This is a genomic window from Bradyrhizobium canariense (assembly GCF_018130465.1).
Taxonomy (GTDB): domain Bacteria; phylum Pseudomonadota; class Alphaproteobacteria; order Rhizobiales; family Xanthobacteraceae; genus Bradyrhizobium; species Bradyrhizobium canariense_C.
Genome location: NZ_JAFCKJ010000006.1, coordinates 94,551 through 109,252, shown reverse-complemented (window position 1 = coordinate 109,252; position 14,702 = coordinate 94,551). Strand labels below are relative to the sequence as shown.

The window sequence follows — 14,702 nt, the reverse complement described above, 5'->3', positions numbered from 1 at the left end:
GTCTCCTGTTGGGTCTCTTGGGCGAGGATTATATCATTTTTTTGTATAAACCAGTGCCAATTGAGTCCCCCAACCGCTCTCGCCTAGGCTTGCTGCCGAAGTGGACCTTCAGGGTCCGCCGACACAACGAAGACCGGCAATCAGGGAGGCCAGGGTGGCGAGCGAGATTCAGACGCGCGTGCTGCGCAAGATCACATGGCGCATCGTTCCCTTCATCATGCTGCTCTACTTCGTTGCCTTCATCGACCGCGTCAATATCGGCTTCGCCTCGTTGACGATGAACAAGGACATCGGCCTGTCGCCGACCGTCTACGGCTTCGGCGCCGGCATCTTCTTCTGGGGCTATTTCCTGTTCGAGGTGCCCTCCAACATCATCCTGCACAAGGTCGGCGCGCGGATCTGGATCGCGCGGGTGATGATCACCTGGGGCATCGTGTCGGCCGCGATGGCCTTCGTGCAGGGGCCGACCAGCTTCTACTTGCTGCGCTTCCTGCTCGGCGTTGCCGAGGCCGGGTTCTTTCCCGGCATCATCCTCTATCTCTCCTACTGGTTCCCGGCACGCCAGCGTGCCGCGGTGACTGCGCTGTTCATGGCGGCGGCGCCGCTCTCGACCGTGCTGGGATCGCCAGTCTCGGGCGCGCTCCTGGAGATGGACGGGATGCTCGGCTTCAAGGGCTGGCAATGGCTGTTCGTGCTGGAGGCGCTGCCGGCGGTGCTGCTCGGTTTCGTCGTGCTGGCATTCCTCACAGACCGCCCGGAGAAAGCAAAGTGGCTCGCGGATGACGAGCGGCGCTGGCTGGTCGAGACCATGAACGTGGAGACCACCAGCAAGGCTGCGACCTCGAAGCACAGCATCTGGCGCGGGCTCGCCGATCCGCGGGTGCTGGCGCTGGCGCTGATCTATTTCGGCACCTCGGCCGGGCTCTACACGCTCGGCGTCTGGGCGCCGCAGATCATCAAGCAGTTCGGCTTGTCCTCGCTCCAGGTCGGATTCCTCAACGCGCTGCCGGCGAGCGCCGCCGTCGTCGCCATGGTGCTGTGGGCGCCATTCGGACCGCACCGGCGACCGCACCTGGCACGTCGTGCTGGCCTGCCTGCTGGCGGCAACGGGGCTCGCCTTTGCCGGACTTGCGACCGGCGTCGTGACCGTGCTGGTCGCGCTGGCGCTCGTCAACATCGGCATCTCCTCGGCAAAACCGCCACTCTGGAGCATGCCGACGCTGTTTCTGTCCGGCCCTGCTGCAGCGGCGGGAATCGCCACCATCAACTCGATCGGCAACCTCGGCGGCTTCGTCGGTCCCGCCATGATCGGGTGGATCAAGGACCAGACCGGCAGTTTTGTCGGCGGGCTCTATTTCGTCGCCGGCCTGCTGGTTCTCTCCGCGGTCCTGACCCTGCTATTGTCGCACGCGCAACCCGCGCCCGTCGAACCCGTCCCGCAATCCCACTGACATCTCAAACGGAGCATCCTCATGCGCACCCATTCGATTGCAGCGATCCCCGCCGACGGCATTGGCCCCGAGGTTATCTCCGCCGGCGTTCGCGTGCTGGAGGCGCTGGCCAAGCGCAGCGGCGACCTCGCCTTCAACATCAAGACGTTCGACTGGGGTTCGGACTATTACAAGAAGCACGGCGTGATGATGCCGGCTGATGGCCTCGACGAATTGAAGAAGTTCGACGCGATCTATTTTGGCGCGGTCGGCGCGCCCGACGTGCCCGATCACATCACTCTGTGGGGCCTGCGCCTGCCGATCTGCCAGGGCTTTGACCAATACGCCAATGTGCGGCCGACCAAGATTTTGCCGGGCGTCGCCTCGCCGCTGCGCAATGTCGGCGTCGGCGATCTCGACTGGGTGATCGTGCGCGAGAATTCGGAGGGCGAGTATGCCGGCATGGGCGGCCGGGCCCACAGGGGTCTCCCCGAAGAGGTCGGCACCGAGGTCGCGGTGTTCACCCGCGTCGGCGTGACGCGGATCATGCGCTATGCGTTCAAGCTCGCCCAGTCGCGTCCGCGCAAGTTCCTGACCGTCGTGACCAAGTCGAACGCGCAGCGTCATGGCATGGTCATGTGGGACGAGATCGCCGCCGAGGTCGCGGCCGAATTCCCTGATGTGACCTGGGACAAGATGCTGGTCGACGCCATGACGGTGCGCATGACGCTGCATCCGAAGAGCCTCGACACCATCGTCGCGACCAACCTGCACGCCGACATCCTCTCCGACCTCGCCGGCGCGCTGGCGGGAAGCCTCGGCGTGGCGCCGACCGCCAACATCGATCCGCAGCGCCGCTTTCCCTCGATGTTCGAGCCGATCCACGGCTCGGCCTTCGATATCACCGGCAAGGGCATCGCCAACCCGGTCGCGACCTTCTGGACCGGCGCGCAGATGCTGGAGCATCTCGGCGAGAAGGATGCTGCGGTGCGGTTGATGGCGGCGGTGGAGCGGGTCTGCGCGGCGGGCGTGCTGACGCCCGATGTCGGCGGCACGGCAACGACGAAAGAAGTGACGGATGCCGTGATCGACGCGATCCTGGGATCGAACGAGTAGTCCGAGCTGCGTCTCCTCCCTCCCTGTTCTTGCGGGGAGAGGGTTGGGGCGGGAGGCCAGGGATTCCAAAAAATTTTGGCCCCCCCTTGAAACCAAAACAGGCTTTTTTTATTTTTCCGCTGCCGCCGAGAGGTGGCGTTCCCGGCGCCTGATGGGTCGGGAAACTGAGACGGGCACCGGTCGTGTCGGTGCCGCTCGTATCCATTTTGCTCTTTGGAGGATCTGGCTATGCGCACTTACGACTTCTCTCCCCTGTGGCGTTCGACCATTGGCTTCGACCGCCTTTTCGACCTCGTCGAAACGGCACAGCGTGCCGGCGAGGACAATTATCCCCCCTACAACATCGAACGCGTCGGCGAGGATCGCTACCAGATTTCGCTTGCGATCGCGGGCTTCTCACCCGACGAGGTCTCGGTGACCGCCGAGCAGAATGCGGTGATCGTCGAGGGAAACAAGGCGGACAAGGCCGAACGTGAATATCTCTACCGGGGCATTTCCGCGCGGCCCTTCAAGCGGCAGTTCAACTTGGCCGACTATGTTCAGGTGAAGAGCGCGTCGTTCGAGAACGGTTTGCTCAAGATCGAATTGATCAGGGAGATTCCTGAAGCCATTAAGCCGCGGCGCATTGCCATCAACGGCGCCTCGTCCGGCACCGTGCACCAGCTCGAGAGCAAGGCCGCCTGATTTTCGTTTGTCGGAGACCTTGGTGATCCCGCCCGATCGTCGGGCGGGATTCTCCGCTGCCTTTGACCGCGTACCCCAATGCAGACCAGAGGTTTTTGCGAAAGGAGAAGGAGGACCTCTCATGATCGATCATGCTGACAACATCATCGACTTGAACGCGATACTGCACCCCGGCTCTGTCTACGATCATCCCCGCGACGTCATCGCGGATCCGGCTTTGTCGATCGGCGAGAAGCGAGCGATCCTCGCGTCCTGGGCTTCGGACGCTGCCAGCGTTGCCTCAAACCCGGCGTTGAGGGAACTGCCGGGCTCGGACAAGCCCGTCACCATCGACGAGATTCTGGAAGCGCTCGCGACGCTGGACCACCATCCAAAGGGTCCTCCGGGTGGCAAGCCGGTCCGCAGAAGATCCGTCTCGCGAACCGATCTCGCAGCCTAGACGACGATTGCCAAACGGGGTGACGACGATGATTGATGAAGAGCTGGCCTTGTTGCGCGCCCACCGCAGCAACATCAGCCGCTATCAGCGGTTGCTCAAGACCGAGCTGACCGAGTTCGAACGGCGGTTCATCGAGCGACGTGTGTCTGAGGAGTGCTCGGCGATCGAGAAACTCGCCGTCTCCGCCTTTCCGCTCACCTTTCAGGCTCCGAACCGGGCGATGGGGAACACAACCACGCGCCTGACCGCAAGCAGCCACGGCTAATTGACATGCCCGAACACCTCCCGACATTCGAAGTGTTCTTGAAGAAATGCGGTCGAAGGACATGGCGGTGGCGTGTCTTTACGACGGAAGGGCGCATGGTCATGCAAGGCTTCGAAAATGGCCGGCCCGCCGCCAAATATGCGGCTGAAAGGGCATTGTTTCTGATGCTTCTCGGAGCGCCCTATCGCCCGGCGGGCCGGGCTTCCGCCACGGCTCGCTCCCCCTTGGCGACACCCGCATCAAGATGGCGGCCGCAGTACAGGATGCGTGAATGACAGGTGCCGCGAGGGATGGGCCTGGCATCAGCCAAGCCCCTCCCGGCCAACTCCGTTGCTGACCGCTTACCGCCGCCCGGCCGGCGGCGTTGCCATCGCGGCGGCCGGCTCCGGCGGCGTCAGGTGGCGCGGGACGATGATTGTTTGGCCCGGGGTGAGCGGGGCGTTTTCCGGCAGCGAATTGCTCTGCGCGAGCGACCACAGCGGCACGCGATTGGCTGCCGCGATGCTCTCCATGGTGTCGCCCCGGCGCACCGGCAGCCGCACGCCACTGTCCCACAATTCGACCAGCGTATTCGCCGGCACGAGATAGCGCAGCGGCACGGCATCGACCTGCGTCTGGGGCGGGATGCGCGGCAACTGCGTCACCATGTCGATGATCTGACGGTGGATGTCGTCGGACTTCTCGATGTTGATGTGGCTGACCCGCGCGTTCTCCTTCAGGTCGTAGCTCGCATAATGACCGCGATAGCCCGGCACCGCCACCACGTTGCCGCCGCCGAGCACGCTGTCGGAGAGGTAGATGTTGATGAAGCGTTCGACATTGAGCGGCACGTCGCCGGTCGCATGCGCGGGATCGATGGTGATGACGAGGCTGATCGGGATGTTCTCCTTGGCCGCCATCTCGGAGATGACGACGGAGCAAAGCCCGCCCATCGAGTGCCCGATCAGCACGATCGGCGCCGGCGCTTCCTTGTAGCTGGAGATGGCACGATCGCCGATCCATCGGCAGATGGTGAATTCATAGACGTTGGCCGAAAAGCCGGCCTTCGTGAGCTTCTCTTCGAGCCGGTCCATGCCGGTCGAGAAGAACGGCCCCATGGCGCCACGGAACAGGTAGATTTTCGGCGGCGCCAACGGCTCGAAGGGTGGGGGCGGTGGCGCGGCGGGTGCGGCCGCGGCGGGCTTCGTCTTGGCAGGTGACGCCACGGCCATGCCGGTGCTGAAGGCGAGCAGCGCAACCGCTGCCAGCACCACAATTCGCCTTGGGTCAATCATCAGTCCAGCAGTCCCACCACGAGAGACAAAAGCCTCCCCCGAGGGGCTTAGTGACCACCGATTGGGTGGAATTTGGGGCACGGAACCGGGTCCAGTGCGGGCACGTCAACCTTGGGTCAGGACGAGATAGAGGCAGCCCGCGACCGTGGGCAGGAACGCGACCAGAGCGGTGATCCAGAAACCGGGTTCGAGGATCGGGTCCTGGTCATCGTTCTCGCCGGCCACACGCCGATCCGCGTTCGTTCGGCTCCACGCCTCATCTGCCGTGAACAGGGGGACGTTCCCCGCGCTCGCGCGAGCATCGGCGCGCGCTACGCTTTGGTGCCGAAGGCGATGGAAGGAGCGGGTTGTTGCTCGTGTCAGCATGTCATCTACTCTGGTCGGCTACAAAGATGTCGGGCGCGGACGCAACGGCGAACGGGGCCAGGAACGGGGCCAGGAACGCGTCCAAGAATGCGTCCGAGAATGCGTGCAGGTCATTGCGTGCAGGTCATTGCGTGAGCGTCTGCCCTGAATTCACCTCGGGCGCTGGCGCCGGAGCCGGACTGTCCTTGGCGCCGGAATCCGTCCAGCCGGGCGGCAAGCCGAGCCCCTGCCCCGCGAAGCCGGTGATTCCGGGAAACCGCCCGAACGCTTCGCACGCGACGTATTTGGGCGCGCCACCGAACCGCACGGGAATGCTTTCGACGGGAGGCAGCGCAGGCATGCCGCCGAACGGAGACTCTCCGGTCGCAACCAGCTTGGCGAAGTCGGTGCCGAAATCGGCGGCGAGATCATATGCATCGCCCTCGTTGGCGACCCGCGGCGAGTTCGTGATGGAGTTGGCGCTGCGCGCCCAGACCATCGCCGCCTTCTGAAATCCCGCGAAGTCGCGCGCCTCCGCCTCGACCGACAGGCTGCCGAGCCCGACCGGAAGCCGCGGCACCGGCACAGGCACGGCGGGAAGCACAACCGTCTTGGCGATCGACAGTGCTTTCGATGCGCCGGAGGCGGTCGGGCTGGTGGGCGTGGCATGCGTCACCGTCGCCTGCACCGTGAGGTCCGCGTCGTCGTCCGTGGAGACGATGCGGAAGCGTTCGCTCAAACGCAGACAAAGCTCGCGGCTGATGGCGTTCGCCACCAGACGCCGTTCCTTTTCACTAAAAGCGACGTCGCTGCGTGCGGGAAAGACGGTCGACGCGATCCGGACCGTCTTCGCCGCCAGCACGTCCTTCTTGTTCACGCGGATCTGGGACTTGGTGATCAGCCCGTTTGCGTCCGACATCCGGTCGTAGCTTCGAAGCGAACCGGCGCGTTCGAGCGGTGCGGCCGCGCAGCCCCCGAGAGCCAGCGCGACACCCATCAGGGCCGTCCGTGGAAAGCGCATGGTCCCATTCCCGCATCAGCGCATTATTAGAGAACTTGATCTAATAATCATTGCCACGCCTCGCAACATCCATCAACATAAATAGATGGAACTCTCTAATTTCGATTTTCTCGTGGCGAATCGTCGTGCTAAACGGGGCGAATGTGAATGGAGATGTCCGGTTTGAGGAAGGTCGACCCCGTCAAGCATGAGCAGAAGCGCGGCGAGATCCTCGGCGCGGCAATCCGCTGCTTCACAAGGCATGGCTTCCGCGGCGCCAGCACGACCGACATCTGCACTGAGGCCGGGATCAGTCCAGGGCACCTCTATCACTACTTTCCGAGCAAGGAGGCGATCATCGAGGCGATGGTTGACCTGGGTCTCGCGCATTCGGCCGAGCGTTTCGAAAAGATTCTCGCCGCCTCCGACGTGATCGAGACTCTGCTCGCCGACATCGAGGAAAACAGCCTGCGATTTCGTCCCGCCCAGATCCTCAACCTGGATGGTCTCGCGGAGGCGGGCCGCAATCCGGAATTCGCCAAGATCATCGAACGGCACACCGGCGCGGTCCGCCGCATGTGGACCGACTTCCTGCGCCAGGCGCAAAGCCAGGGACGAGTCGATTCAGGACTGGACCCGGACGCGACGGCGAACATCCTGATCGCCATCATCGATGGATCCCGCGCAATGCCGATCCGTAATCCGAAGCTGGATATCAAGCAGAGCGCGGCGCATCTGAGGACGATGCTCGTCCGCTTCCTGAGCCCACCCGAAGCGCAGAGCGCCGCGACCAAGCCGCGCAATCAGACGACCGCTCGCCCTCTCAAGCTGGTCAAGAAGCGATAGGACGGCCCGCGGATCAGCCCGTGCCGCCGCCTGGTGGTGCGCGATCCGCGATAGAGCCAGAGAATGCGAGCCGGCCCCGACCTAAAACGGCAGAATCCGGTTCAGCAACTCGAGCAAGGTGCGCTGCTCGGCCTCGCTGAGCGGAGCCAGCATCTTTTGGTTATAAGGCGCGGTCACCCTTGCCGCCTCGTGGATGAGCTTTGCGCCCTTGGGCGTGAGCATGAGCTCGACGGCGCGGCGATCCGCCTTCGAGCGGTTGCGCTTGATGAAGCCCGACGATTCGAGTTCGTTCAGGATCTTGATCAGATTGGGCAGGCGCAGCCGCAGCAGGCTTGCGAGGCTGCTTGGCGGAACGCCGGGATTGTCGCGAATGACGACGAAGATCGCATAGGTCGCGGGCGTCACGCCCAATGCGGCGAACTCTTCGTAGAAGCCTTCGAAGAATTTCAGCTGCGCGAGCCGCAGCATGAAGCCCGGCGTGCGCTGGAGCGCCTGCAAATTCAACGATTTCTCCGGCTGCTGGCCGGACTTGCCTGCGGGTTTCACGAACTCATGATCCTCGAACCACGGCGGCCCAAGAATCCGCCGAATTGACTCTCCCGAAAATAGATATAAAATATAACTATTATTTAGCGGCACCAAGACCGCCCACGGGAGGGAGACAATGAACAGCAAATTCCTGCATAAATTGTGCATTTCGGCCTTGATGCTGGCTGCGGGGGCGCCTGCGTTGGCCCAAGACGTGGTGAAGATCGGCATCCTGAACGACCAATCGGGACCGTTCGCTAGCTATCAAGGCATAGGCTCGGTCGTCGCCGCCAAAATGGCGGTGGAGGATTTTGGCGGAAAGGCCGGCGGCAAGCCGGTCGAGGTCGTCGCGGCGGATCACCAGAACAAGACGGATATCGGGATCGGCATCGCGCGGCGCTGGTACGAGAACGACGGCGTCGATGCGATCTTCGACATTCCGAACTCGTCGATCGCGCTCGCTGTGGCCGGCATGAGCGCCGAGAAGAACAAGGTCTTCGTCGGATCGGGCGCTGGAACGGTGCTTCTGACTGGCGAAAAATGCACGCCGAACACCGTGCACTGGACCTACGACACCTATGCTTACGGGCGCGGCCTCGGCAAGGCGATCGTCCAGCAAGGCGGCAAGAAGTGGTTCTTCATCACCGCCGACTACGCCTTCGGTCACGATCTGGAGAAACAGGCGGCGGAAGCCGTCAAGGCATCCGGCGGCGAGGTGCTCGGCAGTGTCCGGCATCCGCTGGGGACGGCCGACTACGCCTCTTTCCTGCTCCAGGCGCAGGCGTCGGGCGCGAACGTCGTCGGCTTCGCCAACGCCGGTGACGACACCATCACGTCGATGAAGCAGGCCGCCGAGTTCGGTCTGACCAAGGACCACAAGCTGGTCGGGTTGATCCTGGGCATGAACGGCCTTCCCGCGCTCGGGCTGAAGTTTGCGCAAGGCGCGCAGATCATGAACCCGTTCTACTGGGATCTGAACGACGGCACGCGGGCTTTCGCCAAGCGGTTCGCCGAACGCATTCCGTCGAAGGCCTATCCAAACGACATGCAGGCCGGCGTCTATGCCTCGGTCATTCACTACCTCAAGGCGGTCGACAAGGTCGGCAGTGCCAAGGACGGCAAGGCGGTGGTGGCGGCGATGAAGGAGATGCCGACCGACGATCCGCTGTACGGCAAGGGCTACATCCGCAAGGACGGACGCAAGATCCACCCGCTCTATCTGCTCCAGGTCAAGGCGCCGGAAGAGTCGACGTCGACCTGGGATCTGCTCAAGGTCGTCGCCACCATCAAGGGTGAGGACGCGTTCCGCCCCGAGAGCGAAGGCCAGTGTCCGCTGACCAAGCAATAGCGGACGGGAGCTGACCATGAACGGCATTGCATCCAGTCCGGCCGACCCGTTTGCGCCAGATTTCCTGATGGACCCCTATCCCGCCTATGAGGCGTTGCGCGCGCTCGGTCCCGCGTTCGCATTGGAGCGCTACGGCGTGTGGGCCATGGCAGGCTATGCCGAAGTCGAGCCGGCCCTGAAGGACTGGAAGACGTTCATCAGCGGCGAGGGTGTCGGGCTGCACGGGATGAACCCGGCCCTTCCTAAGCCGCTGACGCTCCAGATCGATCCTCCCGACCACGACAAGGGCCGCCGCGTTCTCGGCCGCACCCTGTCCCCGGGTGTCGCGCGGCGACTGCGCGAAACATTTCAGCACGAAGCGGAAAAGAAGGTTTCGGAGCTGATCGACAAGGGCACGTTCGATGCCGTCACCGATCTCGCCGAGGCCTACCCGATGAAGGTGTTTCCGGATGCGATCGGCATCCGGCCGGACGGCCGCGACAAGCTGCTGGCCTGGAGCACCTTTGTGTTCGACAGCTTTGGCCCCGAGAACGAGACGCTGGCAGCGTCACGACAAGCCGGGCTCGCGGCGCAGAGCTGGATCATGGAATGTTGCGCGCGAGATGCGTTGCAGCCGGACGGGCTCGGCATGATGATCTACCAGGCCGCTGACGAGGGCGAGGTCAGCGAGCACGAAGCGACCCATCTGGTGCGACCGTTCCTCACCGCCGGGATCGACACCACCGTCAACGGCATCGGCAATACCCTGCTCGCACTCGCCACCCACCCGGATGAATACCGCAAGCTGCACCACAAGCCGGAGCTGGCGCGCAATGCTTTCGAGGAAGGGCTGCGTTATGATTCGCCGGTGCAGACGTTCTTTCGCACCACCTCGCGCGATGTCGAGATCGGCGGCGGCGTGATCCCCGCACGTCGCAAGGTGCTGCTGTTCATGGCCTCCGCCAACCGCGATCCCGCGCGCTGGGACAGACCCGATCGCTTCGACGTCGAACGGCTCGCGACCGGGCATGTCGGCTTCGGCGCCGGCATCCACGCCTGCGTCGGCCAGATGATCGCACGTCTGGAAGGCGAATTGATCTTCAGCGAACTCGCAAGGCGCGTGAAGACCATCGAGCTCACGGCAGAGCCGAAGCGCAGGCTCAACAATTCCCTGCGCGGGCTGGAGAGCATGCCCGTGCGGGTGACGGCTGCCTGAGCATGATCGGTTCTGATTGAATCAGAACCGAAGCTCTAGATTCGTGTTTGACGCGTTTTCTTCACGCGAACCGGGATCCGCTTCGCTCGAAAACGCTTTAGTTCCTCGCCGGAGCCGTTGCGGCCGCCGACCGCGCCGGGCGGGGCGCGCCGGGTTCGGCAACCGGAGCAGGCGCGCGCGACCGCATGATTGCGGCGTCGATCTCGGCAATCACGCGGCGCTGGATCGCCTCGTTCTTGTCGATCGAAATGTGGCCGACGCCGGACCCGCGGACGTCGACATTGTCGAGCTTGCCGCGGAAACCGTCCGCAGCCTTCACCGGCTCGCCGGGGCCATCGCCGATATAGATGTTGATGTAGCGCTCGGCGCCGGTCGACAGCCTGGTCTTGAACACGGAGTCGAGCCCGACCGCGAGTTTCACGGGGACGCCGAGGCGGTTGAGCTTGGCGATCATGTCCGGCAGCGCCGTCGCGCCGGAGGAGTGCCCGACCAGCACGATGGTCTTGAGCCGGCCGGCCTTGTAGGCGGTCGCGGCCTCGTCCGCCAGCGAGGACCAGGATACGAAATTCGCGACGGTCACCGGGATGCCCTGCGCCTGGAGCCGGGCGCCGATCGTGTCGAGCCCGAGCGAGAAGATGTTGAGCACGCCGCGGAGCAGGTAGACATGCGTGGTCGCGGCCGCAGCCTGGCTCGGCGCCGCCTTGGCGGTGGTCGGGCTCATGGCAATAGCTGACAGCAGGAGCAGGCCCATCGCCCACGCACGGAGGGCGGACAACTGGCTGGCGCCGGCGGTGTGACGGCCGTTCGGTCTCATCGATCTTTTCCCTGGGAATACGCTTCGGCCGGAATCGTAGCCATGGCCTGCTCGCAGACGCAACAAAGAGCCGCGTGAGCGACAATCTTAACCGCGGCCCGTGACCATCGCGCAACACTTGCCCGAAACCTGCCACGGAAGGGCCTGTTTTGAGACCATTTTTCTCCGGGCGATTGCAGCCGGGCAAGGGCATTCCTATCTCAGGGCTCCGCTGACCCGCCCCTCGCGGCAGGTTCCAGCCCCCCTCCCCAGCATTTGCCCCTCAGACTTGCGGCCATCATGTCCTCCATCATTTCCGTCGCCAATTTGTCGAAGACCTATGGGTCCGGCTTCAAGGCGCTCAAGAACGTCAATCTCGACATCAAGCCCGGCGAAATCTTCGCGTTGCTCGGCCCCAACGGCGCCGGCAAGACCACGCTGATCTCGATCGTCTGCGGCATTGCCAATCCGAGCGAAGGCACGGTCCTCGTCGGCGGCGAGAACATCCAGACCTCCTATCGCAAGGCGCGCTCGCTGATCGGGCTGGTGCCGCAGGAATTGCATACCGACGCCTTCGAGAGCGTTTGGGCGACCGTAAGCTTCTCCCGCGGGCTGTTCGGCAAGCCGAAGAACCCTGCGCACATCGAGAAGGTGCTCAAGGACCTCTCGCTGTGGGACAAGAAGGACAGCAAGATCATCACGCTTTCCGGCGGCATGAAGCGTCGCGTGATGATCGCGAAAGCGCTGTCGCACGAGCCGCAGATCCTGTTCCTGGACGAGCCGACCGCCGGCGTCGACGTCGAGCTGCGCAAAGGCATGTGGGAGGTGGTGCGCACGCTCCAGCAATCCGGCGTCACCATCATCCTGACCACGCATTACATCGAGGAAGCCGAGGAGATGGCCGACCGCATCGGCGTCATCAACAAGGGCGAAATCGTGCTGGTCGAGGACAAGGCCACCTTGATGCAGAAGCTCGGCAAGAAGCGGCTGACGCTGCATCTGCAAGGCAAGCTCGACGCGCTGCCGGAGAGCCTTAACCATTACGAGCTCGACCTCTGCGACGGCGGCGCGACGCTGGTCTACGACTACGACACCAAGGGCGAGCGCACCGGCATCACCAGCCTGCTCGGCGACCTCCGTACCGCCGGCATCCGCTTCAACGATCTCGACACGACCCAGTCGTCGCTCGAGGACATCTTCGTCGACCTCGTGAGGGCGTCATGAACTACCGGGCTGTCCGCGCCATCTATCTGTTCGAAATGGCGCGCACCTGGCGCACGCTGCTGCAAAGCATCGTCTCGCCGGTGGTCTCGACCTCGCTGTATTTCGTGGTGTTCGGCGCCGCGATCGGCTCGCGCATCAGCCAGGTCGAGGGCGTCAGCTACGGCACCTTCATCGTGCCGGGCCTGATCATGCTCTCGGTGCTGACGCAGAGCATCGCCAACGCCTCGTTCGGCATCTACTTCCCGAAATTCACCGGCACGATCTACGAGATCCTGTCGGCACCGATCTCCTATTTCGAGATCGTGCTCGGCTATGTCGGCGCGGCCGCGACCAAGTCGATCATCCTCGGCCTGATCATCCTCGCCACGGCCGGCCTGTTCGTGCCGCTGCACATCCATCATCCGGTCTGGATGCTGGCCTTCCTGGTGCTGACCGCGGTGACGTTCAGCCTGTTCGGCTTCATCATCGGCATCTGGGCCGACGGCTTCGAAAAGCTGCAGATGATTCCGATGCTGGTGGTGACGCCGCTGACTTTCCTCGGCGGCAGCTTCTATTCCATCGACATGCTGCCGCCCGCCTGGCGCACGGTGGCGCTGCTCAATCCGGTCGTCTATCTGATCTCCGGCTTCCGCTGGAGCTTCTATGAGATCGCGGACGTCAGCATGTCGGTCAGCATCGGCATGACGACAGCGTTCCTGGTGATCTGCCTGGTGGTGATCTGGTGGATTTTCCGCACGGGGTATCGATTGAAGAACTGACCCTGGCCGTCATTCCGGGGGCACGCGCGCCCCGGAATCGCCAGCGACTACCGATAGCAGTGGAAGCGGTTGTATCCGTCGTAATAGCCGCGGCAGCGACGATGGCCGCGATGGGGAATGCCGAACACCCCCTCGACCGCGCCGACGGCACCGCCGACACCGGCGCCGACCGCGCCACCAACCACGCCGCCCACGGGGCCGGCAATGCGATTGCCTTCATAGGCGCCGTCCTGTGCGCCGCGCACAATGCCTTGGGCATGGCCAGGCTGTGGGACACACGACAGGGCGGCCAGAACGGCGGCGCCAGCAAAAAGGCGACCGAAAGGCAGACCAGCCGGCTGCGAAGCGGCGGTGACGCGAGCTTTGTTCATCTTCATTCCCAAGGGTAAAGACCGGCAACGGAAGCCGCCGGTCGAGGCAGCCATCGTCAACGCACCGAGCGGCCAAATGGTTGCGCCATTGTGACGAATTGTCGGCGTTGTGAACGCATCTCCCGCTCGCGAAAATGTCAGCACCGCCGCTGGCTTTGCGGCACAAAGCGGCCTTGCTTACGCCGGGCGTCCCGTTAACGATGGGCGGGCAGGCCGCTGGAACGAAAGCCGGATTGCAGGCATAGTGCTCGCCGGGGACGGAGAGCCGCGGCGCCTAGCGTGAACAGGCCGGAGGCCAGAAGTCAGATGCGTTCGTTTTTTATTGTTTTCACCTCCCTGATGCTTTTGAGCGCGGGCACCGCGCAAGCCAAGGTCGAGATCACCGTCGACAAGGACACTCAGCAGATGACCGTCGCCGTCGACGGCGTCGCGCGCTACCACTGGCCGGTGTCGACGGGCATCCCCTCGCGTGAGACGCCGAACGGCGCGTTCCGTACCTTCCGCATGGAAGAGGATCACTACTCCAAGGAATTCGACGACGCGCCGATGCCGCACGCGATCTTCTTCACCAAGGTCGGGCATGCCATCCACGGCACCGACTCGGTCGGCCGGCTCGGCTCGCCCGCCTCGCACGGCTGCGTACGGCTGTCGCGCCAGAATGCCACGACGCTCTACGCGCTGGTGCAGCAGCAGGGCGTGCTCAACACCACGGTGACGCTGACCGGCTCGGCGCAGGTGGCGCTGGCGCGCAATCCGCGTGTCCGCAACCCCACAGCGGTGGCCCGCGCGCCGCAGCCCGCCGAAGAGCAGTACGCCACATCAGGCGATCCCGTGAACCTGGCGCCGCAGGCCGCACCGGCCCGCCGCTACATGCCACAGGACGACAACTACATCTATCCGGCCGACGGCAGCGACACCGGCGCGCGCTATCCCGCGCCGCGCGGCAGCCGCCCGCTCTATGACGCACAGGTCTATCAGCAGCAGCCGCAGCAATACTACAATCAGGGCAACGGCCAGCAGGGCACCTACTATCAGCCGCAGCCCCGGCAGGTTTACCAACCGCGTGGCTATTACTACCAGAACTGA

15 protein-coding genes and 1 pseudogene are annotated in these 14,702 nt (G+C 63.9%); 11 read left to right on the top strand and 5 right to left on the bottom strand.

The window, feature by feature from the left end; translation table 11 throughout:
• The first annotated feature begins 154 nt into the window (after window positions 1–154).
• The 5 genes and pseudogenes from JQ591_RS17985 (at window position 155) to JQ591_RS17965 (ending at window position 3,934) form a co-directional block, all read left to right on the top strand.
• Window positions 155–1,451 (top strand): annotated as a pseudogene (locus JQ591_RS17985) (MFS transporter).
• Window positions 1,452–1,472: 21 nt separating this feature from the next.
• Entirely contained in the window at window positions 1,473–2,546 is a 1,074-nt protein-coding gene (locus JQ591_RS17980) for a tartrate dehydrogenase (protein ID WP_211397353.1), read from the top strand.
• A 228-nt stretch (window positions 2,547–2,774) separates the two neighbouring features.
• Window positions 2,775–3,230: a small heat shock protein HspD gene (gene hspD / locus JQ591_RS17975; RefSeq protein WP_211397352.1), complete on the top strand. Its 456-nt coding sequence runs from the start codon at window positions 2,775–2,777 to the stop codon at window positions 3,228–3,230.
• Between the two features lie 121 nt (window positions 3,231–3,351).
• Window positions 3,352–3,669, top strand: a complete 318-nt coding sequence (locus JQ591_RS17970) for a hypothetical protein (RefSeq protein ID WP_211397351.1) — start codon at window positions 3,352–3,354, stop codon at window positions 3,667–3,669.
• Window positions 3,670–3,697: 28 nt separating this feature from the next.
• Window positions 3,698–3,934, top strand: a complete 237-nt coding sequence (locus JQ591_RS17965; protein WP_211397350.1) for a hypothetical protein — start codon at window positions 3,698–3,700, stop codon at window positions 3,932–3,934.
• Between the two features lie 341 nt (window positions 3,935–4,275).
• Here JQ591_RS17965 and JQ591_RS17960 read toward each other — a convergent pair whose 3' ends face one another.
• Together JQ591_RS17960 and JQ591_RS17950 are read right to left on the bottom strand one after the other, a co-directional pair.
• Window positions 4,276–5,208, bottom strand: a complete 933-nt coding sequence (locus tag JQ591_RS17960; RefSeq protein ID WP_211397349.1) for a LysM peptidoglycan-binding domain-containing protein — start codon at window positions 5,206–5,208, stop codon at window positions 4,276–4,278.
• Between the two features lie 490 nt (window positions 5,209–5,698).
• Window positions 5,699–6,550 (bottom strand): DUF3313 domain-containing protein, encoded by an 852-nt coding sequence (locus tag JQ591_RS17950; RefSeq protein WP_211397562.1) that lies wholly within the window; start codon window positions 6,548–6,550, stop codon window positions 5,699–5,701.
• 171 nt (window positions 6,551–6,721) lie between these two features.
• Between JQ591_RS17950 and JQ591_RS17945 the strand changes: the two genes are divergently transcribed.
• Window positions 6,722–7,399 carry a TetR/AcrR family transcriptional regulator gene (locus tag JQ591_RS17945; RefSeq protein ID WP_211397347.1) on the top strand — a complete coding sequence of 226 codons (678 nt, stop codon included), beginning with the start codon at window positions 6,722–6,724 and terminating at the stop codon, window positions 7,397–7,399.
• A gap of 81 nt (window positions 7,400–7,480) precedes the next feature.
• Here JQ591_RS17945 and JQ591_RS17940 read toward each other — a convergent pair whose 3' ends face one another.
• Window positions 7,481–8,158: a MarR family winged helix-turn-helix transcriptional regulator gene (locus tag JQ591_RS17940; protein WP_249137183.1), complete on the bottom strand. Its 678-nt coding sequence runs from the start codon at window positions 8,156–8,158 to the stop codon at window positions 7,481–7,483.
• Between JQ591_RS17940 and JQ591_RS17935 the strand changes: the two genes are divergently transcribed.
• Both JQ591_RS17935 and JQ591_RS17930 read left to right on the top strand, forming a co-directional pair.
• Complete coding sequence (locus tag JQ591_RS17935) at window positions 8,064–9,275, top strand: ABC transporter substrate-binding protein (RefSeq protein WP_211397346.1); 1,212 nt, start codon at window positions 8,064–8,066, stop codon at window positions 9,273–9,275. The two genes, JQ591_RS17940 and JQ591_RS17935, sit on opposite strands and share 95 nt — an antisense overlap.
• 16 nt (window positions 9,276–9,291) lie before the next feature.
• Window positions 9,292–10,470 (top strand): cytochrome P450, encoded by a 1,179-nt coding sequence (locus tag JQ591_RS17930; protein ID WP_211397345.1) that lies wholly within the window; start codon window positions 9,292–9,294, stop codon window positions 10,468–10,470.
• Between the two features lie 97 nt (window positions 10,471–10,567).
• On the opposite strand, the gene JQ591_RS17925 is transcribed toward JQ591_RS17930, so the two are convergent.
• Entirely contained in the window at window positions 10,568–11,284 is a 717-nt protein-coding gene (locus tag JQ591_RS17925) for a hypothetical protein (protein WP_211397344.1), read from the bottom strand.
• 279 nt (window positions 11,285–11,563) lie between these two features.
• Here JQ591_RS17925 and JQ591_RS17920 point away from each other — a divergent pair, with 279 nt between their 5' ends.
• Both JQ591_RS17920 and JQ591_RS17915 read left to right on the top strand, forming a co-directional pair.
• A complete protein-coding gene (locus JQ591_RS17920) occupies window positions 11,564–12,487 on the top strand; it encodes an ABC transporter ATP-binding protein (RefSeq protein ID WP_211397343.1) in 924 nt (307 codons plus the stop codon).
• A complete protein-coding gene (locus tag JQ591_RS17915) occupies window positions 12,484–13,245 on the top strand; it encodes an ABC transporter permease (RefSeq protein WP_211397342.1) in 762 nt (253 codons plus the stop codon). Before JQ591_RS17920 ends, JQ591_RS17915 begins: the two co-directional genes overlap by 4 nt.
• A 47-nt stretch (window positions 13,246–13,292) precedes the next feature.
• Here JQ591_RS17915 and JQ591_RS17910 read toward each other — a convergent pair whose 3' ends face one another.
• The gene (locus JQ591_RS17910) at window positions 13,293–13,616 is read right to left on the bottom strand and encodes a hypothetical protein (protein ID WP_211397341.1); all 324 of its coding nucleotides are present in this window, start codon (window positions 13,614–13,616) and stop codon (window positions 13,293–13,295) included.
• A 306-nt stretch (window positions 13,617–13,922) separates the two neighbouring features.
• Here JQ591_RS17910 and JQ591_RS17905 point away from each other — a divergent pair, with 306 nt between their 5' ends.
• A complete protein-coding gene (locus JQ591_RS17905; protein ID WP_211397340.1) occupies window positions 13,923–14,702 on the top strand; it encodes a L,D-transpeptidase in 780 nt (259 codons plus the stop codon).

Excerpts from the sequence above, each read along its gene's own strand:
- JQ591_RS17915 (WP_211397342.1), top strand. The coding sequence starts at position 12,484 with ATGAACTACCGGGCTGTCCGCGCCATCTATCTGTTCGAAATGGCGCGC.
- JQ591_RS17950 (WP_211397562.1), bottom strand. The coding sequence starts at position 6,550 with ATGGGTGTCGCGCTGGCTCTCGGGGGCTGCGCGGCCGCACCGCTCGAA.
- JQ591_RS17970 (WP_211397351.1), top strand. The coding sequence starts at position 3,352 with ATGATCGATCATGCTGACAACATCATCGACTTGAACGCGATACTGCAC.
- JQ591_RS17940 (WP_249137183.1), bottom strand. The coding sequence starts at position 8,158 with ATGCCGATCTTCACCACGTCTTGGGCCAACGCAGGCGCCCCCGCAGCC.
- JQ591_RS17905 (WP_211397340.1), top strand. The coding sequence starts at position 13,923 with ATGCGTTCGTTTTTTATTGTTTTCACCTCCCTGATGCTTTTGAGCGCG.
- JQ591_RS17965 (WP_211397350.1), top strand. The coding sequence starts at position 3,698 with ATGATTGATGAAGAGCTGGCCTTGTTGCGCGCCCACCGCAGCAACATC.
- hspD (WP_211397352.1), top strand. The coding sequence starts at position 2,775 with ATGCGCACTTACGACTTCTCTCCCCTGTGGCGTTCGACCATTGGCTTC.
- JQ591_RS17935 (WP_211397346.1), top strand. The coding sequence starts at position 8,064 with ATGAACAGCAAATTCCTGCATAAATTGTGCATTTCGGCCTTGATGCTG.
- JQ591_RS17930 (WP_211397345.1), top strand. The coding sequence starts at position 9,292 with ATGAACGGCATTGCATCCAGTCCGGCCGACCCGTTTGCGCCAGATTTC.
- JQ591_RS17960 (WP_211397349.1), bottom strand. The coding sequence starts at position 5,208 with ATGATTGACCCAAGGCGAATTGTGGTGCTGGCAGCGGTTGCGCTGCTC.
- JQ591_RS17925 (WP_211397344.1), bottom strand. The coding sequence starts at position 11,284 with ATGAGACCGAACGGCCGTCACACCGCCGGCGCCAGCCAGTTGTCCGCC.
- JQ591_RS17945 (WP_211397347.1), top strand. The coding sequence starts at position 6,722 with ATGGAGATGTCCGGTTTGAGGAAGGTCGACCCCGTCAAGCATGAGCAG.
- JQ591_RS17980 (WP_211397353.1), top strand. The coding sequence starts at position 1,473 with ATGCGCACCCATTCGATTGCAGCGATCCCCGCCGACGGCATTGGCCCC.
- JQ591_RS17920 (WP_211397343.1), top strand. The coding sequence starts at position 11,564 with ATGTCCTCCATCATTTCCGTCGCCAATTTGTCGAAGACCTATGGGTCC.
- JQ591_RS17910 (WP_211397341.1), bottom strand. The coding sequence starts at position 13,616 with ATGAACAAAGCTCGCGTCACCGCCGCTTCGCAGCCGGCTGGTCTGCCT.